Annotated in this window: 20 protein-coding genes and 1 tRNA gene; 10 read left to right on the top strand and 11 right to left on the bottom strand. The window is 63.1% G+C overall.

Annotated features, from left to right (window positions below; genetic code table 11):
- Positions 1-92: 92 nt before the first annotated feature.
- The 4 genes from fdhE (at position 93) to H9642_RS02015 (ending at position 4,463) form a co-directional block, all read left to right on the top strand.
- Positions 93-1,010 (top strand): formate dehydrogenase accessory protein FdhE, encoded by a 918-nt coding sequence (gene fdhE, locus H9642_RS02000; protein ID WP_251834738.1) that lies wholly within the window; start codon positions 93-95, stop codon positions 1,008-1,010.
- Complete coding sequence (selA, locus tag H9642_RS02005; RefSeq protein WP_251834739.1) at positions 1,007-2,413, top strand: L-seryl-tRNA(Sec) selenium transferase; 1,407 nt, start codon at positions 1,007-1,009, stop codon at positions 2,411-2,413. Before fdhE ends, selA begins: the two co-directional genes overlap by 4 nt.
- Entirely contained in the window at positions 2,410-4,326 is a 1,917-nt protein-coding gene (gene selB / locus H9642_RS02010; protein WP_251834740.1) for a selenocysteine-specific translation elongation factor, read from the top strand. Before selA ends, selB begins: the two co-directional genes overlap by 4 nt.
- A gap of 41 nt (positions 4,327-4,367) precedes the next feature.
- A tRNA-Sec gene (locus H9642_RS02015) sits at positions 4,368-4,463 on the top strand.
- 25 nt (positions 4,464-4,488) lie between these two features.
- Here H9642_RS02015 and H9642_RS02020 read toward each other — a convergent pair.
- The 7 genes from H9642_RS02020 to H9642_RS02050 form a co-directional block, all read right to left on the bottom strand.
- Positions 4,489-4,953, bottom strand: a complete 465-nt coding sequence (locus H9642_RS02020; RefSeq protein WP_251834741.1) for a glycine cleavage system protein H — start codon at positions 4,951-4,953, stop codon at positions 4,489-4,491.
- Positions 4,950-5,321 carry a DsrE family protein gene (locus H9642_RS02025; RefSeq protein WP_251834742.1) on the bottom strand — a complete coding sequence of 124 codons (372 nt, stop codon included), beginning with the start codon at positions 5,319-5,321 and terminating at the stop codon, positions 4,950-4,952. Before H9642_RS02025 ends, H9642_RS02020 begins: the two co-directional genes overlap by 4 nt.
- A gap of 10 nt (positions 5,322-5,331) precedes the next feature.
- Complete coding sequence (locus H9642_RS02030; RefSeq protein ID WP_251834743.1) at positions 5,332-5,889, bottom strand: DUF4136 domain-containing protein; 558 nt, start codon at positions 5,887-5,889, stop codon at positions 5,332-5,334.
- 32 nt (positions 5,890-5,921) lie between these two features.
- Positions 5,922-6,566 (bottom strand): DUF4136 domain-containing protein, encoded by a 645-nt coding sequence (locus H9642_RS02035; protein WP_251834744.1) that lies wholly within the window; start codon positions 6,564-6,566, stop codon positions 5,922-5,924.
- Positions 6,567-6,599: 33 nt separating this feature from the next.
- Positions 6,600-7,349 (bottom strand): methyltransferase domain-containing protein, encoded by a 750-nt coding sequence (locus H9642_RS02040; protein ID WP_251834745.1) that lies wholly within the window; start codon positions 7,347-7,349, stop codon positions 6,600-6,602.
- Entirely contained in the window at positions 7,346-7,651 is a 306-nt protein-coding gene (locus H9642_RS02045; RefSeq protein ID WP_251834746.1) for a MazG-like family protein, read from the bottom strand. Before H9642_RS02045 ends, H9642_RS02040 begins: the two co-directional genes overlap by 4 nt.
- A gap of 81 nt (positions 7,652-7,732) precedes the next feature.
- A complete protein-coding gene (locus H9642_RS02050; protein WP_251834747.1) occupies positions 7,733-8,584 on the bottom strand; it encodes a MaoC family dehydratase in 852 nt (283 codons plus the stop codon).
- Between the two features lie 194 nt (positions 8,585-8,778).
- On the opposite strand from H9642_RS02050, the gene H9642_RS02055 reads away from it, so the two are divergent.
- Positions 8,779-9,804 (top strand): AraC family transcriptional regulator, encoded by a 1,026-nt coding sequence (locus H9642_RS02055; RefSeq protein ID WP_251835340.1) that lies wholly within the window; start codon positions 8,779-8,781, stop codon positions 9,802-9,804.
- A 102-nt stretch (positions 9,805-9,906) separates the two neighbouring features.
- On the opposite strand, the gene H9642_RS02060 is transcribed toward H9642_RS02055, so the two are convergent.
- Positions 9,907-11,256 (bottom strand): 3-oxoacyl-ACP reductase, encoded by a 1,350-nt coding sequence (locus H9642_RS02060; protein ID WP_251834748.1) that lies wholly within the window; start codon positions 11,254-11,256, stop codon positions 9,907-9,909.
- A gap of 162 nt (positions 11,257-11,418) precedes the next feature.
- Between H9642_RS02060 and H9642_RS02065 the strand changes: the two genes are divergently transcribed.
- The 3 genes from H9642_RS02065 (at position 11,419) to bfr (ending at position 14,783) form a co-directional block, all read left to right on the top strand.
- On the top strand, positions 11,419-12,699 hold the full coding sequence (locus tag H9642_RS02065; RefSeq protein WP_251834749.1) for an acetyl-CoA C-acetyltransferase: 1,281 nt from the start codon (positions 11,419-11,421) through the stop codon (positions 12,697-12,699).
- A gap of 619 nt (positions 12,700-13,318) precedes the next feature.
- Positions 13,319-14,206 (top strand): PA4780 family RIO1-like protein kinase, encoded by an 888-nt coding sequence (locus tag H9642_RS02070; protein ID WP_251834750.1) that lies wholly within the window; start codon positions 13,319-13,321, stop codon positions 14,204-14,206.
- A 112-nt stretch (positions 14,207-14,318) separates the two neighbouring features.
- A complete protein-coding gene (bfr, locus tag H9642_RS02075) occupies positions 14,319-14,783 on the top strand; it encodes a bacterioferritin (RefSeq protein ID WP_251834751.1) in 465 nt (154 codons plus the stop codon).
- A 256-nt stretch (positions 14,784-15,039) separates the two neighbouring features.
- Here the strand turns inward: bfr and cueR are convergent, their stop codons facing one another.
- From cueR to H9642_RS02090, 3 genes are read right to left on the bottom strand one after another with little or no spacing between them, the layout of a single operon-like run.
- Entirely contained in the window at positions 15,040-15,447 is a 408-nt protein-coding gene (cueR, locus tag H9642_RS02080; protein WP_251834752.1) for a Cu(I)-responsive transcriptional regulator, read from the bottom strand.
- Between the two features lie 4 nt (positions 15,448-15,451).
- Positions 15,452-17,830 (bottom strand): heavy metal translocating P-type ATPase, encoded by a 2,379-nt coding sequence (locus H9642_RS02085; RefSeq protein WP_251834753.1) that lies wholly within the window; start codon positions 17,828-17,830, stop codon positions 15,452-15,454.
- Between the two features lie 53 nt (positions 17,831-17,883).
- The gene (locus tag H9642_RS02090; protein ID WP_251834754.1) at positions 17,884-18,510 is read right to left on the bottom strand and encodes a TetR family transcriptional regulator; all 627 of its coding nucleotides are present in this window, start codon (positions 18,508-18,510) and stop codon (positions 17,884-17,886) included.
- Between the two features lie 159 nt (positions 18,511-18,669).
- Between H9642_RS02090 and H9642_RS02095 the strand changes: the two genes are divergently transcribed.
- Positions 18,670-19,860, top strand: a complete 1,191-nt coding sequence (locus H9642_RS02095; RefSeq protein WP_251834755.1) for a Bcr/CflA family multidrug efflux MFS transporter — start codon at positions 18,670-18,672, stop codon at positions 19,858-19,860.
- Between the two features lie 281 nt (positions 19,861-20,141).
- Positions 20,142-20,660 (top strand): Hcp family type VI secretion system effector, encoded by a 519-nt coding sequence (locus tag H9642_RS02100; RefSeq protein ID WP_251834698.1) that lies wholly within the window; start codon positions 20,142-20,144, stop codon positions 20,658-20,660.
- Positions 20,661-20,720: the final 60 nt, after the last annotated feature.

The following is a 20,720-nucleotide window of genomic DNA, read 5'->3' on the forward strand; positions in this document are numbered from 1 at the left end:
AGTTCACAAGGGGAAGACAAAAACGCCCGTATCTCACGATACGGGCGAAGCCAACTACGCTTGCTCTGAACACTCTATAAAAGGAGCAGGGCGTGGCAGGCAACATTCTCGAGCCCGGGCAGATTGAGGCCGCGGCAAACAAACCCCCCTTCATACAGTTACCGCCACGCGACCTGTTTGCGCGGCGTGCGGCGCGCCTGGATCAGATCGCCGCAGAACATCCGCTGGCCGATTATCTGCACCTGCTGGCGGCGGTATGCCGGGCTCAGCAGCAGGTGCTCGACCTGCCACCCACTCTGGAGCCGCTGGACGAGCACCGCAGCCGTGAATGCATCAATCATGGCATGCCGCCGCTGGCGGCAGACACGTTAGTGCGCGAAGGTCATTGGTTGCCGATGCTCGATGCCTGGCTTGCGACGTTCGATGCGCCAGTCACGCCCTCGGTGGCGTTAGCGCTGGAGCAACTGCGCAGCGCTGATGCCAGCCAACGCAAGGTGTGGGCCTTATCCTTGCTGACGGGGCAATTCTCGAGCCTGCCGGCGGCACTGGTGCCGTTCCTCGGTGCTGCCCTGCAACTTGCCTGGAGTCATTGGTTACTGGGGCTGGGCTTGTCCGACCTGCGCGAACGCGAGGATCAGGGCCAGTGTCCCTGCTGCGGCGCACTGCCGATGGCTGGTGTGATCCGCCATCGTGGCGCGATGAATGGCCTGCGCTACCTGGTGTGCTCATTGTGCGCCTGCGAATGGCATTACACCCGGCTGAAATGCAGCCACTGTCGCAGCACGCGGGAAATCGACTACCTGCACCTGGATAATTCTCCCCAGGGGGTCAAGGCCGAAGCCTGCCCGGAGTGCCGTACGTACCTCAAGCAGCTCTACCTGGATTTGCAACCGAACGGTGAAAGTCTCTCCGCCGATCTGGCCACCCTTGACCTCGATCTGCTGCTGAGTGAACAGGATTTCCAGCGTCGTGCACCTAATCTCCTGCTGGCGCCGGGAGGTGATACATGACCAGCGCGCGGCTGCCCTCGGTGGACAGTCTGTTGCGCACGCCGGCCTGTCAGCCGCTGCAGCAGCGTTACGGGCGCGAGGCGCTGCTCGCTACCTTGCGCGACTTGCTCGATGAGCTGCGCACGCCCACTCGCAACGGCCAACTGACAGCGCAGGAACTCAGTGAAGCAGTCCTCGCCGGGCGCGCCAGCGAACGGCTGGCCAACCAGCAGCGCAGCCGGATACGCCGCGTCTTCAACCTGACCGGCACGGTGTTGCATACCAACCTGGGCCGCGCGTTGCTGCCGGAAGAGGCGGTCGAGGCGGTCTGCCTGGCGGCGCGTTACCCGCTCAATCTGGAGTTCGATTTGGCCACGGGTAAACGTGGGGACCGTGACGACCTGATCGAGGGGTTGATTCGCGAGCTGACCGGTGCCGAGGCGGTCACTGTGGTCAACAACAATGCGGCTGCCGTGCTGCTGGCGCTCAACAGCCTGGGCGCGCGCAAGGAAGGCATTATTTCGCGTGGCGAGCTGATCGAGATCGGTGGCGCTTTTCGCATCCCCGACATCATGGCCCGCGCCGGGGTGAAATTGCATGAGGTGGGCACCACCAACCGCACCCATCCTCACGACTACGCCAATGCCATCTCCCCACGTAGCGGACTGCTGATGCGAGTGCACACCAGCAATTACAGCGTGCAGGGCTTTACCGCCAGCGTGCCCACCGCCGCGCTGGCGGCCATTGCTCATGAGCATGGTCTACCGCTACTGGAGGACCTGGGCAGCGGCAGCCTGGTCGATTTGAGCTGCTGGGGGTTGCCTAAGGAGCCGACGGTGCAGGAGGCGCTGCGTGATGGCGCCGATATCGTCACCTTCAGTGGTGACAAACTGCTGGGTGGGCCTCAGGCCGGATTGATCGTCGGGCGCAAAGAGCTGATTCAGAGAATCAAGAAGAACCCGCTCAAGCGCGCTCTGCGTGTCGACAAGCTGACCCTCGCGGCCCTGGAAGCGGTGCTCAACCTGTACCGCGACCCGGATCGCCTGGCCGAGCGTCTGTCCAGTCTGCGTCTGCTGACGCGTCCGCAGGCTGAGATCCGCCACCAGGCCCAGCGTCTGGCGCCGCAACTGGCAGCGGTGATGGATAAATGCTGGAGCGTCACGGCCAGCGATGCGCTGGGCATGATCGGCAGCGGCGCACAACCGGTGGCGCGCCTGGCCAGTGCGGCCCTATGCCTGCGTCCGCAACAGCCCAGACGCCTGCGCGGACGCAGCCTGCGCCAGCTGGAAACGGCGCTGCGTGAGCTGCCCATTCCGGTGCTCGGTCGGATCGACGATGACGCTTTGTGGCTCGACCTACGCCAGCTCGATGATGAGGCCGCGTTTACCGAGCAACTACCGCAACTGCGCGAGGCGTTGGGATGATTGTCGGCACCGCCGGCCATATCGATCACGGCAAGACCGCACTGCTCAAGGCGTTGACCGGCCAGGCGGGCGACCGCCGCCGCGAAGAGCGCGAACGCGGCATTACTATCGACCTCGGCTATCAGTACGCCGACTTGGGTGAAGGCAACCTGACCGGCTTTATCGATGTGCCGGGGCACGAGCGGTTCGTGCACAACATGCTGGCTGGCGCCAGCGGCATCGACCTGGTGCTGCTGGTGGTGGCCGCCGATGACGGGGTGATGCCCCAGACCCGCGAGCACCTGGCCATCGTTGAACTGCTGGGTGTTCGCCGCGCTCTGGTGGCGTTGACCAAGATCGACCGGGTGGAAGCTGCGCGTCTCGCCGAGGTTAGCCAGCAGATTGTCGCACTGCTGGCCGATGGGCCATTGGCCGGAGCGCCGATCTTTCCGGTGTCCAGCATCACCCGCGCAGGTATCGAAGATCTCCGCGGCGCGTTAGTGAGCGCTGCCGCTGAGTGTCGAGCACGCAGCCGCGACGGGTATTTCCGTCTGGCCATCGACCGTGTCTTCAGTGTTACCGGTTCCGGTGTGGTGGTGACAGGCACGGCTTTTGCCGGACAGGTCCAGGTTGGTGACGAGTTGGTGCTCAGTCCCACCGGCCAGCGCGTGAGGGTACGCGGCCTGCATGCGCAGAATTGCGAGGCGCGGGCGGCATTTGCCGGACAGCGGGTAGCCGTCAACCTGGCTGGCGAACGTTTGAGTGTCGACAGCTCCCAGCGCGGCGACTGGCTGCTGGCGCCGCCGTTGCACGCGCCAACCACACGCATCGATATCGACCTGCAGCTGTTGCCAAGCGAAGCCCGTGAGCTGCGCCATTGGACGCCTGTGCACGTACACCTCGCGGCCCAGGATGTCACCGGTCGTGTTGCCTTACTGGAAGGTGAGCGCCTGGCTCCAGGTGAACGCATGCTGGTCCAGTTGATTATCAACGCTCCCGTGCATGCCGTGCATGGTGACCGTCTGGTGCTGCGTGACCAGTCGGCGCAGCGCACGCTGGGCGGCGGACAGGTTCTCGATCCCTTCGCCCCAGCGCGTTATCGGCGCAGTGCGGCGCGACTGCAGCAAATGCGCGCCTTACGTGAGAGTGGTCTGGAGAAGGCACTGCCGGAATTGCTTGCCCAAGCCGTTAATGGTCTCGATCCACAGGTGTTGGCACGCCAGTTCAACCGCCCGCAGGCGAGCTGGCAGTTGCCTGAGCAGGTACTCAACATCACCACCCGGCTCGGTCCGCGCGTGATCAGCCGCGAACAATGGCAGGCCCTGGGTGAAAGCCTGACTGCTGCTCTGCAACGTTTTCACGAGCAGCAGCCGGATGAGCTCGGCCCCGACCGCGATCGCCTGCGCCGCTACGCGTTGCCACAGTTGGAACGCCCGGTATTTATCGCCTTGCTGGAACAGCAAATGGCTGCGGGTCATATCTTGGCCAGCGGGCCCTGGCTGCACCGTCTTGAACATCAGGTGCGCTTGAGCGAGGCGGAAGAGCGCTTGAAAACGCGCATCTGGCCAGCGTTGGTCGCGGGAGGTTTCAACCCGCCCTGGGTGCGCGATCTGGCACGGGAAACCGCAGCGGACGAAGCCGAGATGCGTCACCTGCTGCGCAAACTGGCGCGCCTGGGGCTGGTGCAGCAGGTGGTCAAGGATCTGTTCTACCCGGAAACTACGCTGCGCCAGCTGGCTGGGCATGTGCTGGCCCTGCATCAGCAAACTGGAGAGATTCGTGCGGCGGCATTTCGTGACCGCGTTGGCTTGGGGCGCAAACGCAGCATTCAATTGCTGGAACACCTCGACCGCATCGGCTTTACTCGGCGCTTCGGCAACGAACGCAAGGTGCGCAGCGACAGCGCATTGGCGCAGGACACGGAAAGCACCTAGGGTTGAGGGCTGGCGCGTTCGAGGCCGAATTCGCGACTATTGGAAGGCAACCGCAGCCGGTGCTGCGGCCGGGCTTCAAACCCGGTTGGGGGCGGCAGCCGCTCCCGGGTAGGTTCGACTCCTACTGCCTTCCGCCATTTCCTGTTGATCTTCTTGTCAGATCTACTTCCACTTCAACGCCTGCACATGGCGGTCCTCCGGGTCGAAATTATCCAGGCGCATCTGTTCGGCCAGGGCTGTGAGCGCCGATTCGCCCTGGGGGAATTCATGGCGCACGGCCAGCCAATCGTCTGGGTGCAGGCGGATCATCCAGCCTTCGCCATAGCAGTCGCGGTTGATCAAGCCCGGGCGTTCCAGCAATTGCGTATTGACCGCCCGCAGCTCGCCGGCTAGCGGGCTGCGGGCGGAAGTGGCGGCTTTGGCGAACTCCACCACGCCGAAGCTGCGCTCGCGTTCGATGCGCGCGCCGATGCGTTTGGGGGTAAAGGCGAATATTTCGCCATACAGGGCGCAGCCGTAGGCATTCAGGCCCAGCGTGACTGTGCCATCGGTTTCCTCGCGCAGCCACAGGCCATGGGCGGGGGCATAGAACAGCGCATCGGGAAACTCCAGTCCATGCAGATTCATAGCGTGAGCACCCGTTCGGCTTCCAGGATCAGTTGCGCCAGTTCGCCGCCGCTGGAAATTTCGTCGAGTTCGGCGATCAGTGCGGACTCATCCAGGGGCACGCCGGGTTGGCGGCACATCAACAGCCGTGCTCCGGCGTCCTTGGCTTGACGGATGAAATGCAGCAGCGGCTCGCCGTCCTCGGTTGCCCGCAGTGTGTTGGCAATATTCTGTTGCGCCAGGCGCACGGCTTCACCGGTTAGAAACAACGTCACTTGCGCGTCCATGCAGGCCAGCAGCGTGGCGATATGAAACGGTGCGGCGCAACGCGCCGGCGTACTGGGGCCACTGGCTACCAGGATGAGCACTTGTTGCGATTGGGCTTCCATGCGTATTACCTCAATAGGGCGGGTACTGACTGAGGACCTTGGTCACCGTTTCGTAGATGTCCAGACGGCGCTCGGTTGGGGTTCGCGAACGGCTCGGCAATACCTGCTCGGCACTGCCGCGCCATACCAGCTTGCCGTCACGGCCGTCGAACAGGTCGATTTGCAGGGTGCCAACACGGTAGTTGTACGAGCTGGTCTCGGCGTAACCCGGCGCGCCCCAGAACCCCCACGGGTTGCCCCAGTAACCGCCACCGCCGTAGACAGTGGTCACTTGGTCCTGGCGCTGCTCAACCAGCATCCAGACCTGCACCTTGAGGTCCGGGTTGCTTTGGGCCGGGCGCAGGCCGCGTTGGTCGAGCTCCTCAGCTACGGCTTCTCGTACGCGCTGGGTGGTCAGGTCGCTGTGCAAGCGCGGGTCGGCCGGGACGTATTGCACGGCCGGCTCCTGCCAGCTCCAGCTGCGGTAGGCGGCGAAATCGCGGCTAGCGTCAAAATCCCGTTCCAGACGGGTCGTCTGGCAGGCTGCGAGCACCAGCAGCAGCGGTAACAGCAAGAGTCGGTACGGCATGATGGCTTCTCCGAAACGAGAGAGGTGCCTGATCAGTATGGCGGATAACCTGCCAGTGCCTGGCGTACGGCATCGTGCAGGCTGTCGCTGCGCGTGTGGCGATCACTGCCGCGTACCGCTTCGGCGCTGCCGCTCCAGACGGGCTGGCCGTCGCGTCCATCGTGCAATTGAATATCCACCACCAGAACTTCGGTTTCGAAGGTGCGCACCAGCGGTACGCTCATGGCCAGGCCATAGCCAGAATGGTGAGGCGAGTGATAACCGTAGGGGTACAGCCCTGGATGGTAACCATAACCATAACCATAACCGCCATAGCCGTAGTCGTCATAGCGTCGTTGCAGACGGCGCTCGACTCGCAGGTCGGCGCTGACCAGTAGATCGGCGGTCCGGTTGTCCCGTGCCGGACGCAGGCCGACCTGATCAAGCCCTGCGGCAATCGCTGACTGGACTTGCTCCGGGCTGGCCTCTGTCGTGCCCGCCGGAAGTAGGCCTGGCTGCCAGGCCCAGGAGCGGTAACGGCCATAATCGCGGGGCGCGGCGGGGTAGGCGCTCACATCGACGCCGGTGGCGGCCAGACTCGGCGCCGGAGGCAGCGGAGCCGAGCTGGCCGTGTAGGGATTGTTCCCCTGACAAGCGGCCAGCACGAGGCTGAGGGTGAGAAGGGCGGGGCGGATCATGTGACGCTCCTGCCAGAGGGTATTTTACGCTTGTTAGTGGGGCCGACATATCCAGTGTAGATAGCGACCCAGGCCGGCGAAGGCCGGGTGGCGACGATAGGCCAGTTCCATTTCGACCAGCGCGGCCCCCTCGGCCTTGGTCTGGAATTCCATCGGCATGTAGTCGTGAAACACCCGCACGCCACTGGTGTGTTCAACTGTCCAGGTAGCGGCGAGTTGCGCCGCCAGTTCGCGAGGATCAAGCGGGCGTTGCGGCGTCAGGCTTTGTTTTTCCCCAGCAAACTCTTGTTTGCGCAGTTTGCGAAAGTGTCCCTTGAGCAGGTTGCGGTAGATCAAGGCGTCCTGGTTGTAGAAGGCCAGGGACAGCCAGCCGTCGGTGGCCGTCAGGCGGTGTAGCACAGGCAGGATGGCTGCGGGTTCAGCCAGCCATTCCAGCACGGCGTGGCAGAGCACCAGGTCATAGGGCTCATGCAACTGCTCGGCCAGTTCCTGCCAAGGCGACTGGATGAAGGTGGCTGTTTGTCCGGCCTCGGCGAAGCGCTGGCGCGCACCCTCAAGCATCGGTGCGGCAGGCTCGGCGAGCGTTACGATGTGGCCTTGTTGAGCCAGCCACAGCGACATGTGGCCCAGGCCGGCGCCGATATCCAGCACGCGTAGCGGGCGTTGCGGCAGAATTTCGCTGAGGTCCGCCTGCAGCACGGCCAGGCGGATTGCGCCCTTGGCGCCCCCGTAGATTTTTTCGGCGAAACGCACCGCTAGCTCATCGAAATGCCGGTCGTTCATTGTGCGTAGCGCCGTTCAGTGTCGGCCAGCTTGGCGCTGACCACGGCGTTCATGTCCAGTCCAAGCTCGGCACACAGCAGCAACAGGTAAAGCACGACGTCGCCGATTTCCTGGCCGGCGTGTTCCAGTTGGTCGGCCGGCAATTGGCGGGACTGCGCCTCGCTCAGCCACTGGAAAATTTCCACCAGCTCGGCCATCTCCACGCTGGCGGCCATGGTCAGGTTTTTCGGGCTGTGGAACTGCCGCCAGTCGTTGGCATCGCGAATGGCATGCAGGCGTTGGGTGAGGGCTTCGAGGTTCATGGTGGCTCCGCAGGGCTGAACCTGCGGATTATCCCGGATCTCGGCGCGCCGGGGCGAACTCATTGTCAGTCAGTCTGCGGTCTATGACTTCCACAGATTCCATTGGCCGGCCATATGCGGCAGGTCCTGGGTGCTACGCAAGCTGAACTGGCCATGGTCGGCCGGCGAGCTGGCCAGCAGGCGCACGTCGCTGGGCAGCAGGACCGGCTTCTGAAAGCGCGCTTCTACGTCATAACCGGCCCTGGGCAAGCGATCACCAAGGGCAGCCAGGGCGCGACCCTTGTTCCACAGGCCGTGGGCGATGGCACGGGGAAAACCGAACAGCTTGGCGCTGATGGCGCTCATGTGGATCGGGTTGTAATCGCCGGCGACCCGCGCGTACTGGCGGCCAATATTCGCTGGCGCACGCCAGCGGGCGATTTCTTCCAGCGGAAACGATGCGTGTTCGGTGCGTTCCACGGCCGGGCCGTCGATGTGCAGGCCGCGATAAAGCATGCGGCTGTTGCCTTCCCAGAGCAGGCCGAGCTGGTCTTCGAGGCGGGTGATCAGGCCGAAGGTGGTGCCTTTGTCATGGGGGGCGAGGGCGTCCAACGTTACGCTCACCCGGTAGGGTCCGAGGCCGCCGAGCGGGCGCAGCACCTTGATGTGGTTTTCCAGATGCACCAGGCCCAGCAGCGGAAAGGGGAAGTCATCGGCCGTGAGCAGTTTCATCTGCAAGGCGAAAGCGAGGATATGCGGATAGGTGGGGGGCAGCAGTCCATCGTCCGCGAAGCCGCACAACTGCCGATAGCGCGCCAGGTTATGCGGGTCGACCATCAGCGTACAGCTCAGCCCCCGCAAGGGCAGCGTCGCGCCTCGGGTGCCACGGCGCAGCACGGCACGGGCGAACAGGCTGGGCAAGGCTGGCAGATGGGGCAGATCTTGGATCAGCATCGGTTATCTCCCTTGTTCCGATTACCTACAGATTTATCGTCCCGGCGCCTGGGTACATTGGCCGCGCGCGACGAGAGGCCATGACAAAGCAGCCAATCGTTCTGCCTGCCTCAATGCCTGGCGTTCTTGAGTATCGCCCCTAAAGCTGACTAAGATGACTGCGCCACGCTCAACAAGAAAAACTAAAAATAATGATGCAAGATCTGACCGACGATGTGGCGCTGATGCGCCCGGTAATCGAGGCGTTGCGCGCCAGTGGCGTTGATCCCGAACGGGTTCTGACGCGAGTCGGCCTGCCGCAAGGCGCGTTACCGGCGAGCCGTTTCCCCCATACGGCGCAACTGCAATTCTGGCAGGCCTGCGCCGAGGCTTGCGAAGAGCAGGATGTCGGCCTGCACCTGGCCGGGTATTTACCCGCCTTCCATGGCTTGCTGCTTGAATACCTGTTCCTGTCCAGCGCCACCTTCGGTGAAGGCCTGCGCCATGCCTTGCGCTATACGCGACTGTTATCCGACCTGCTAGCCGGCAGCCTGGAGCTCGACGGCGAGCGCGCCACATTGGTGCTGGGCATGGATGCCGGGGCCGTGCGGCATTTTCCGGAAATGCTCATGGGCGCGGCGATTCGTCTGTTTAGCGCCCTCACCGACGGTGAATTCACCCCTCTTGAAGTCCAGTTGATGCATGCCGAAGGCGCGACGCCCGAGCGCTACCACGATGTCTACGGCTGTCCGGTGCGCCTGAATGCGCCACGCTATGCCTTGGTGTTCAGCGCCGGCGTTCTGGAAAAACCCTCGCGCCATGCAGCGCCGGAGCTGCTGCGCATGCATGAGTCGCTGGCGCGCCGGCAATTGCATGAAGTGGAGCGCCTTGATCTGGTACGCCAGGTGCGTGAGCTGATCGCCGTGTTGCTGGTGGACGGTGGCGCCACCCTGGAGCAGGTCGCCTTGCGCCTGAACATGCCTTCGCGGCGACTGCGTGAACGCCTGGCCATGGCGGGGGTGCGTTTCAATGACCTGGTCACTGACTACCGCTGCCGCCTGGCCAAGGAGCTTCTGCTCAATACCGACGAACGCATCGAGGTGATCGTCGAGCGCACCGGATTCTCCGAGCCGAGCACTTTCTATCGTGCCTTCAAGCGCTGGATCGGCGAGACGCCGGTGGAGTTTCGTCGCAAGGGTCGGCAAAACAGGGCCAAGGCGCCCACGGTCAGTGTCGACTGACACGGTACAAGGCTTCGCTCACCTGCTTTCCCGAGCGCGCGGCAACAGGGCGAATTCAATGCTAAGAATCGCCTTGCAATTGCAGGCCGCTGATTGCAACAGTCACGCCCCCAGCAGACTTTGCCCGCACACCCGCAAGACTTGGCCACTGACACCACCACTGCTCGGCTGGGCGAACCAGGCCACGGCTTCGGCGACGTCCTGAGGCAGACCGCCCTGGCTCATGGAGTTCATGCGCCGACCGGCTTCGCGGATGGTGAACGGAATGGCAGCGGTCATCTGCGTTTCGATAAAGCCCGGCGCCACGGCGTTGAGGGTAATGCCGCGCTCGCCCAGAATCGGCGCCCACGCCTGGGCCAAACCGATCAGCCCGGCTTTGCTCACCGCATAGTTGGTCTGCCCCAGGTTACCGGCGATGCCGCTGATCGAGGCGATCAGCACCACGCGGCCGTCATTGCGCAGCGTGCCGGCGTCGAGCAGCGCCTGGGTGAGGCGCTGCGGGGCCAGCAAGTTGACGTCGATTACCGAATTCCACAGCGCCTCGCTCATCTTCGCCAAGGTCTTGTCACGGGTGATGCCGGCGTTATGCACGACGATATCCACGCCGCCGGACAGCGCCTGCACCAATTGTTGCGGGGCATCCTCGGCGCAGATGTCCAGGGCCAGGCTATGCCCGCCCAGGCGCGCGGCCAAGGCTTCAAGTGCGGTAGTGACAGCGGGTACGTCGAGCAGGGTCACTTCGGCGCCGTCGCGTGCGAGGGTTTCGGCAATGGCGGCACCGATGCCCCGTGACGCCCCCGTGACCAGAGCTTTCTTGCCGGCCAGTGGACGTGTCCAATCCTTGACCTCGGCAGCGGTTCGGCTGAGGCGCAGCACCTGGCCCGACACATAGGCGCTCTTGGGCGATAGGAAAAAGCGCAGCGCGCCTTCCAGTTGCGCTTCGGCGCCTTCACCGACATACAGCAACTGCACGGTGCCGCCACGGCGCACTTCCTTGCCCAGCGAGCGGGTAAATCCTTCCAGGCTGCGCTGGATGCTGGCTGCGAACGGATCGCTGAGGGATTCGGGCGCGCGACCGAGCACGACAATGTGCGGGCAGCTGTCCAGGTGGCCGAGGGCAGGCTGGAAGAAATTGCGCAGCGCGATCAGTTGCTCGGGACGCTGCAGGTCGCTGGCATCGAATACCAGGGCCTTGAGTTTGGACGTCAGCGCGGCATTCCAGGCCGGCAGAGCCACGCCTTCGCCATTGGCATACAGTTCATTGCCCAGACGCTGCAGCGCCGGCAATGCCTGGGCCAGCAGCGGTCCGCCGCCGACCAGCAAGGCGCCGTCTACAGGGCGTGACTGACCGCTTATCCAGCGTTGCAGGCGCAGCGGCGCGGGCAGGCCGACGCGGCGCACCACCTGGCGGCCCAGCGAGGAGTTGGCGAAATCGATATAACGGTCGGACATGATGGTCTCCCTGAGGACGAATGGCGAAACACTCTACGCGCTGAGTGGCTCCTGGCATTGACCGGTATTCACGAGGAACCGGCGAGGCGGCCAATGCGAGAGATGTAGCGCAGGCTAGCCTGTAGCGAATGTTCATTGCACGTTTATCGCACAGGAGTCTGTATGACCCAGCTACGCCGGGTCGCCATCGTCGGCGGCAACCGTATTCCGTTCGCTCGTTCCAATACCGCCTACGCCACCACCAGCAATCAGGACATGCTCACCGCGGCCCTGGAAGGCCTGATCGAGCGGTTCAACCTGCACGGCGAGCGCCTTGGTGAAGTGGTGGCCGGTGCGGTGCTCAAGCATTCACGGGACTTCAACCTGACACGAGAATGCGTACTCGGTTCGCGCCTCTCGGCGCAAACCCCAGCCTATGACCTGCAGCAGGCCTGTGGCACCGGCCTGGAAGCGGCGCTGCTGGTGGCCAACAAGATCGCCCTCGGGCAGATCGAGAGTGGCATCGCGGGCGGCGTGGATACCACATCCGACGCGCCAATCGGCGTCAACGAAGGCTTGCGCAAGATTCTGCTGGCGGCCAACCGGGCCAAATCCACCGGCGACAAGATCAGGGCCCTGCTCAAGGTGCGTCCTGGTCATCTGGCCCCGAGCATTCCCCGCAATGGCGAACCGCGTACCGGGCTGTCCATGGGTGAGCATTGCGAGCGTATGGCCCAGCAGTGGCAGATTCCTCGCGATGAACAGGATCAGTTGGCTTACGAGAGCCATCAAAAACTGGCCGCAGCCTATGCCGAGGGCTGGCAGAGCGATCTACTCAGTCCGTTCCTCAGCCTCAGTCGCGATCAGAACCTGCGCCCCGATATCGACCTCAACAAGCTCGCCACCCTAAAACCGGTGTTCGAGCGTAGTGCCCGGGGCACGCTGACGGCCGCCAACTCGACCCCGTTGACCGACGGTGCGTCTGTGGTGCTGTTGGCCAGCGAGAACTGGGCGAGGGCGCGTGGTTTGCCGATTCTGGCGTATTTCAAGGATGGCGAAGCGGCGGCGGTGGATTTCGTGCATGGCCAGGAAGGACTGTTGATGGCGCCGGTGTATGCCGTGCCCCGCTTGCTGGAGCGCAACGGCCTGACTCTGCAGGACTTCGATTACTACGAAATCCATGAAGCCTTTGCCGCCCAGGTGCTGTGCACGCTCAAGGCCTGGGAGGATGCGGACTACTGTAAAGCGCGCCTGGGGCTGGACGCGCCGCTGGGCGCCATTGATCGGAGCAAGCTCAACGTCAAGGGCAGCTCACTGGCGGCTGGGCACCCCTTTGCCGCTACGGGCGGTCGTATTGTTGCCAACCTGGCCAAGCTGCTCAGCGTGGCGGGTGAGGGCAAGCGCGGGCTGATCTCCATCTGCGCGGCGGGTGGGCAGGGCGTGGTGGCCATTCTGGAGCGTTGAACAAAAACTGAACGCTGCGCGCCAAGCCACGGATTGTGTGGTTTGGCTGCGCTTACCCACAGCCTTTGGACAGGGTGTTGCCCAGCGTCTGTGGCTAAGTTTCCAGAACCGGTCAAGAATTGTTCGACGGCGGCAAGGCCAGCGACTGCCACGCTCGGGGAGTGGTCTGAACAGCTTTTCCACAGGGTCATCCCCGGTTACTGTGGGCAAGCGCTCCGCTGTATAAATCTGCACATTCGCTGTCGGCCTGATAGCCCGGGCTGCTCAAATACTGAGCGTACGGCGTCAGAGCGCGTCAATGCTGGCGTCCAGGCAGGGTTGAACAGATTGTCCACAGCCTCGTGCACATTATCTGTGCACGATCCATTTGCCACTGACTGAAAAATGAACGCCACTTCCTAAGGCTTGTCAGGCCTGGCCTGGAACTCTCGCTCTACAGGTTATGCACAGGTTCATCCACCCATTCTGGGGGTAAGCGCAGCGCCTTGATAACGCTCTCGGTGAGCCTGTCTTGTAAACAGAGCGATGAATGCCATGCGCATGCATGGCGGCCAACGTTGCTTTGCCGTACTCTGCGTGCCGCCGATTGACTGCCTGGCAAGGAAGTGCAGAAACGCCGATGAAAACCCCAAAACGATTGCTCCCTCTGCAAGAGGATGGCCTGATCGACGAGGTAGTACGCCCGCTGATGAGCGGCAAAGAAGCCGCCGTGTATGTGGTGCGCTGTGGCTCCGAGTTGCGCTGTGCCAAGGTGTACAAGGAGGCTAACCAGCGTAGCTTCCGCCAGGCCGCCGAATACCAGGAAGGCCGCAAGGTACGCAGCAGCCGAGCGATGCGCGCGATGGCCAAGGGCTCTAAATACGGTCGCAAGGAGCAGGAGGAATCCTGGCAAAACGCTGAAGTGGCCGCGTTGTTCAGGCTGGCCGGCGCCGGCGTGCGCGTTCCAAAACCCTATGACTTCCTAGACGGCGTGCTATTGATGGAGCTTGTGTCCGACGGCGCCGGCGATGCCGCGCCGCGGCTCAACGACGTCGATCTGTTGCCCGAAGACGCCCGCGAATTCCATGCCTTCATGATCGGCGAGATCGTCAAGATGCTCTGCGAAGGCCTGGTGCACGGCGACCTGTCGGAGTTCAACGTGCTGCTCGATCCCTACGGCCCGGTGATCATTGATCTGCCCCAAGCCGTGGACGCCGCCGGCAACAACCATGCCTTCGCCATGCTCGAGCGTGACGTGCGCAACATGGCTGAGTACTTTGGTCAGTTCGCGCCTGAGCTGCGCTACACCAAGTACGCCAAGGAAATGTGGGCACTCTACGAGGTCGGCGAGCTGACGCCGGACACGGTGCTCACCGGCGAGTTCGAAGAGCCGGAAGAAGAGGCTGATGTCGAGTCGGTCATGCGCGAGATCAAGGCGACTCTGGCCGAGCAGGCGCGCCGTGAGGCGATGCTCAATGCCGAGGATGCACCGCGCGATATGGAACCGCCGCCGCCCTGGATGCAATAAACATCCGTCACGGGTGCGGCGAATCGCCTGAATCAGCGGGAAAACTTGACCGCCGCTGTCGTGGCGCCGAAGCTTGTCGCTTGTTAGTTCGTATCGGTTCGAGGAGTTTGAGATGCAGGGGCACGCACAGGTCGTCGACTATCTGAAAAGCCTGCTAAAGGGCGAATTGGCGGCCCGGGATCAGTATTTCCTGCATTCCCGGATGTACGACGATTTCGGCTACAGCAAGCTTTACGAGCGCATCAATCATGAAATGGAAGAGGAAACCCAGCACGCCGATGCGCTGCTGAAACGTATCCTGTTCCTGGAAAGCACGCCGGACATGGTCCCCGATGCGATCAATCCCGGCGCGACGGTGGAAGAAATGCTGCGCAGCGATCTCGCCTTGGAGTACAAGGTGCGTGCGGCGCTGGCCAAAGGCATCGAGCTGTGCGAACAGCACGGCGACTATGTCACCCGCGACATGCTCAAGGCCCAGCTCAAGGACACGGAAGAAGACCACGCCTACTGGCTGGAGCAGCAGCTCGGCCTGATCGGGCGTATCGGCCTGCAGAACTATCTGCAGGCGCAGCTCTGACGGCGATGGGTTACGCTGTATTTTTCGCGGGGTGGATCGCGCTGTTCTGATCCCCACCCTGCGGGGTCATGGTGGATGTAAAAAACGACATCCACCCTACCTGCTTATGCAGGAGCGAGCTTGCTCGCGATCACCCGAAGTTAGAAGCTTCGCCAGCACGCTGGCTCCAAGGGCAAGCATTAACCCGTGGACGACGCTTTCTCGTCCACCATGAGCCTGCACCGAACCATGCCATCCCACGCGAACTATGCTGCCGTCAATGCCCGCTGCAGCAACCTCCGGTTTCCAGGCTCTTGAGAATCGGGCAATCCGGTCGATCATCGCCGTGGCAATGCTCGACCAGCTCTTGGAGGGTGTTGCGCAGGCTGGTCAATTCCTCAATCTTGCGATTTAGCTCAGCGATGTGGTCACTGGCCAGCGCCTTGACGTCGGCGCTGGCGCGCTGGCGGTCCTGCCAGAGGGTCAGCAGCTTGCCGACTTCCTCCAGAGAAAAACCCAGGTCACGGGCGCGCTTGATAAAGGCCAGGCGGTGCAGGTCAGTGGCGTTGTAGCGGCGGTAACCATTGTCGCCACGTCCGGCCGGCATCAACAGGCCGATGGATTCGTAGTAACGGATCATCTTGGCGGATAGACCGCTCTGTTTGGCTGCCTGACCGATGTTCATGGGTCTACTCCTTCGGTTTCCAGGTTTTCAGCAGCAGCGCGTTGCTCACCACGCTGACGCTGGACAGCGCCATGGCCGCGCCAGCGACCACCGGACTGAGGAAGCCCAGCGCAGCCAGCGGAATGCCGATCAGGTTGTAAATGAACGCCCAGAACAGGTTCTGGCGGATCTTCGCATAGGTGCGCCGGCTGATTTCCAGCGCGGCGGGCACCAAGCGTGGATCACCACGCATCAGGGTAATGCCAGCGGCGTGCATCGCCACGTCGGTACCGCCGCCCATGGCGATGCCGACATCCGCGGCGGCCAGTGCGGGCGCATCGTTGATGCCGTCGCCAACCATCGCCACGACCCCACCATCCTCTTTTAGCCGGCCCACTTCGGCGGCCTTGTCGGCCGGCAGCACTTCGGCATGCACATCGTCGATGCCCAGGCGCTGGGCTACGGCGTTGGCGCTGCCACGATTGTCGCCGCTGATCAGATGAGTGCGGATGCTGCGCTCATGCAAGGCGGCGACAGCTTCGGCTGCGCCGTCCTTGAGCGTGTCGCCAAAGGCGAACAGGCCGATCACGCGAGCGCTCGGTGCGGTTTCGATCAGCCAGGACAGGGTGCGCCCTTCGGCTTCCCAGTCGGCTGCGCGCTGCGCTAAATCCCCTGGCTGCAGGCCGCTTTCCACCAGTAGACGATGATTGCCCAGGGCCAATTGACGGCCCTCCAATGCGCCGGCAATGCCGCGGCCGCTGAGGGCCTGGCTGTTTTGGACCTCGGGTACTACCAATTGGCGTTCGGCGCAGTCATCCAGCACGGCGCGGGCCAGCGGGTGTTCACTGCCGCGTTGCAGAGCGCCGGCCAGGCGCAACAGCGAGGCTTCATCGCCATCGACAGCATGCAGATGGACGATGCGCGGTTTGCCGGAGGTCAGGGTGCCGGTCTTGTCGAAGGCCACTGAGGTAACGGCGTGGGCGACTTCCAGGGCTTCGGCGTCCTTGATCAGGATGCCGTGGCGCGCCGCCACGCCGGTGCCGGCCATGATCGCGGCAGGCGTGGCCAGGCCCAGGGCGCAAGGGCAGGCAATGACCAGCACGGCCACGGCGTTGATCAGCGCGGTTTCCAGCGCAGCGCCGGCCAGCAGCCAGCCGCCAAGGGTGAACAGGGCGATGACCAGCACCGCCGGGACGAACACTTCACTGACCCGGTCGACCAGTTTCTGAATGGGCGCCTTGGCCGCCTGGGCGTCTTCCACCAGGCGGATAATGCGCGCCAGCACGCTTTCCCCGCCCAGGGCCGTGGTACGCACGATCAGCCGGCCTTCGCCGTTGATGGCCCCACCGGTCACTGGGCTGCCGGGCTGCTTGGTCACGGGCAGGCTTTCGCCGGAAATCAATGCCTCGTCGGCCTGGCTTTCGCCGTCGATTACTTCGCCATCCACCGGGAAGCGTTCGCCGGGCTTGACCACCACGATGTCACCCAGGCGCAGAGCCGCAATGGCGACATTTTCCTCACGTCCCTCGACCAGGCGCAGAGCGCGTTCCGGGCGGAGGGCTTCAAGGGCACGAATCGCCGCGCTGGTTTGGCGCTTGGCGCGGCTTTCCAGATATTTGCCCAGCAGCACCAAGGCGATGACCACCGCCGAAGCTTCGAAATACAAGTGAGGCATCTGCCCGGCCGGCGTGGCCCACCATTGATAAAGGCTCAGCCCGTAGCCGGCGCTGGTGCCCAGCGCGACCAGCAGGTCCATGTTGCCGCTACCGGCGCGCACGGCCTTGTAGGCCGCCTTGTAGAAGCGTGCGCCGAGGATGAATTGCACTGGGGTGGCGAGCAGGAACTGCGCCCAGGCCGGCAGCATCCAGTGCTGGCCGAACAGGTCGCCGAACATGGGGATCACCAGCGGGGCGGCCAGGACCAGGGCGGCGATTACTGTCCAGCGCTCGCGGCGCAAGCGCTGTTCGGCAGTGTGTGTGGCGGGCTGGCGCTCGCCGATGAGGTTGGCCCGGTAGCCGGCCTTGTTCACCGCCTGAATCAGCGCAGCGGGATCGGGCTGACCAAGTAATTCGACGTGGGCACGCTCGCTGGCCAGGTTGACGCTGGCACGGCGCACACCAGGTGCCTTGAGCAGGGCGCGTTCGACGCGGCCGACACAGCTGGAGCAGGTCATGCCTTCGATGGCCAGCTCGACATGTTGGCTGGGTACGCTGTAGCCGGCGCGGTCCACGGCATCGATCAACTGATCGAGAGCCACACCTTCAGTCTCGACATGGGCGCGCTCGCTGGCCAAATTGACCTGGACGCGTTGCACGCCGGGGACTTTTTCCAAGGCGCGTTCGACGCGACCGACGCAGCTGGCACAGGTCATGCCGTTGATGGGGAAATCGACAGTGGCCGACATAAGGTGTCCTCCTGAAAGGTCACCCTATGCTCAAGCTTGACCTCGTGGCAAGGTCAAGCTTTAGGCAGTGGGTCGCGAATCAGCCCGCGAAACAGCGCCTCGAACATGGGGGCGGCATCGCGCTCGGGGTCGAACAAGTGGGGCGCGCGCAGCCAATCGCTGATCAGCCCGATCAGCATGCCATGTACGGCGCGCGAGGCTTGAAAGGCACTGATACCTGGGTGCAATTGCCCGCGGGTTTGGCAGTCAGTCAGCAGGCGTTCGCAAATGTCGATGAACTGCTGGATGAACAGGTTGTTGCGATCTTCCGCTTCGCGCAGCTCTTCGGTGAATTCGCAGCGATGCATGAGAATGGTCAGCAGGCGGCGTTTTTGCTCGCTTTGGGTCAGCAACTTCAGCCCGGCAATGCACAGATTGCACAGTGACTGCAGGGAGAGTTCCGGATCGGAGCTGAGCTTTTCCGCCAATTGCTCAGGCGGCAAACGCACCTGGTTGAGCATGTCGTTAAACAGGTGCGCCTTGTTTTCAAAGTGCCAATACACCGCGCCCCGCGTCACTCCCGCGGCGCGGGCGATGTGCTCCAGGCTGGTATGAGCAACCCCTTTCTCCATAAACAGCACTTCAGCTGCGGCAAGAATGGAGGTGCGGGTTTTTTCGGCATCTTCTTTGGTGCGGCGCATAGATATATTTTGGAGAGAACCTGGCCAGGGGATGTCATAGAGCAAGCATTGTCGACCCCCTATTTACAAACGTCAATGTATGTAAGAAAGTCGCCAGCCCCGCTTGTTCTCTTTTTTGACAGCGCTTCGCTGCCGGTTCGCTCGGAGATTTGCCCCCACATGCCTTTACGCTTGCTCTTGGTGCTCGGCGCGTTGTCCGCGTTCGGGCCGCTGGCCATTGATTTTTATCTGCCGAGTTTCCCGGCGCTGGCCCGTGATTTTGCGACGGATGTCGAGCATGTGCAGCAGTCACTAGCCGTGTACTTCATCGGCCTGGCTCTGGGGCAATTGATCTACGGACCATTGGCCGACCGCTTTGGCCGCCGCGGGCCGCTGTTGTTCGGCGTCAGCCTGTTTACCCTGGCGTCTGCGGCCTGCGCCCTGGCGCCTAGCCTGGAATGGCTGATTGCTGCGCGCTTTGTGCAGGCGCTCGGTGGGTGCGCGGGAATGGTGGTCTCACGCGCGGTGGTGCGTGATCTGTGCGAGCCGGTGGATGCCGCCAAAGTATTTTCCCAGCTGATGTTGGTCATGGGCCTGGCCCCGATTCTCGCCCCCATGCTCGGTGGGCTGTTGCTCGAGTTGTTCAGCTGGCGGTCGATTTTCATCAGCCTCACCCTGTTCAGTATCCTAGCGGGGCTGGGGATTGCCCTGTGGTTGCCGGAAACCCTTCCGACCCAACTGCCCCGCGCGCCCCTGCGCGGTACCTTGAAGCGCTACGTAGGGTTGTTCGGGGATCATGAATTCCTCGCCTTCGGGCTCTCCGGGGGCCTGGCCATGGCCGGCATGTTCGCCTATATCGCCGGTTCGCCTTTTGTATTCATCGAGTTGTACGGCATTCCGGCCGAGCACTATGGCTGGCTGTTCGGCACCAACGCGGCGGGCTTTATCATCGCGGCGCAGATCAATGCCTGGCTGATGCGTTTTCGCGGACCGGGGTTCTGGTTGCGGCGCTTGAGCGGGCTGTATTTGCTGTGCGCCTTGTCATTGCTGACACTGGCCAGTTTGGACGCGGTGCCGCTGTGGCTGCTGATGATTCCGTTGTTTCTCAGCATGGCCTGCCTCGGGTGTATTGCGCCGAATGCGGCGGCCTGCGCTATGGCTCGCCAGGGCCACCAGGCGGGCAGCGCTTCGGCCTTGATGGGCAGCCTGCAATTTGCGGTGGCGGGGCTGGCCTCGGCACTGGTCGGCGTGTTGCACGATGGCAGTGCGCTGCCCATGGCAATGGTGATTGCCGGTTGTGCATTGTTGGCGGCAGTGCTGGCCTGGTACAGCGGACAGTTGGAGCGCCAGGCACTGAGCACGCTGTCCTAGCGGCCGGGCGGTTGCGCCACTTGTTGCCTGGCCGTTCGGGGTAACCCGAGCGGTCTAGGGCGGGCCGCCTCGGTGGGCTGTCACTTAGGGTGATGCGCAAGCGATTGCCTGCAGTGCGCAGCTTCTTGCGAGAGAATGGGCCTGAATGGTTTGAGAGGTGTTGGGCGATTGGCGTATCTGGCTGATATTTAAAGGTAATTTAAATCTGGCACTGAATTCGCCTGGCTCCGGGTTCCGAATCGACACAGCGATTCATCACCACCCGCAAGGAGCACCCCCATATGCCCACTCCCTCTTTTCTGTCCATCGAAGGCAGCAAGCAAGGCCTGATCACCGCCGGCACCTTCACCGAAGACTCGGTCGGCAACATCTTCCAGGAAGGCCATGAAGACCAGATCCTGGTCCAGGCCTTCAGCCACCAGGTGATCATCCCCCGCGACCCGCAGTCCGGTCAGCCCACCGGCCAGCGCGTGCACAAGCCGCTGATGATCACCAAGGTGTTCGACAAGTCCTCGCCGCTGATCTTCAACGCCCTGACCTCCGGCGAGCGTCTGAACAAGTGCCGCCTGGAGTGGTACCGCACCTCGGCCACCGGCACTCAGGAGCACTACTTCACCATCGAGCTGGAAGATGCGGTGATCGTCGACGTGCAGTCGCGCATGCCCAACTGCCAGGACCCGGCCATGTCCCATTTCACCCACCTGGAAGACGTCTACTTCACCTACCGCAAGATCGTCTGGACTCACGAAGTTGCCGGCACCTCCGGTTCGGACGACTGGCGCACAGCGAACGTCGGTTAACCTCTGGCTTCCCCCTTCGGCCTTTCCCCCCGCAGGCCGAAGGGGTTTCACGGACGATTC

Origin of the sequence: Serpens gallinarum (assembly GCF_014836765.1) — a bacterium.
In the GTDB taxonomy this organism is placed as follows: Bacteria; Pseudomonadota; Gammaproteobacteria; order Pseudomonadales; family Pseudomonadaceae; genus Serpens; species Serpens gallinarum.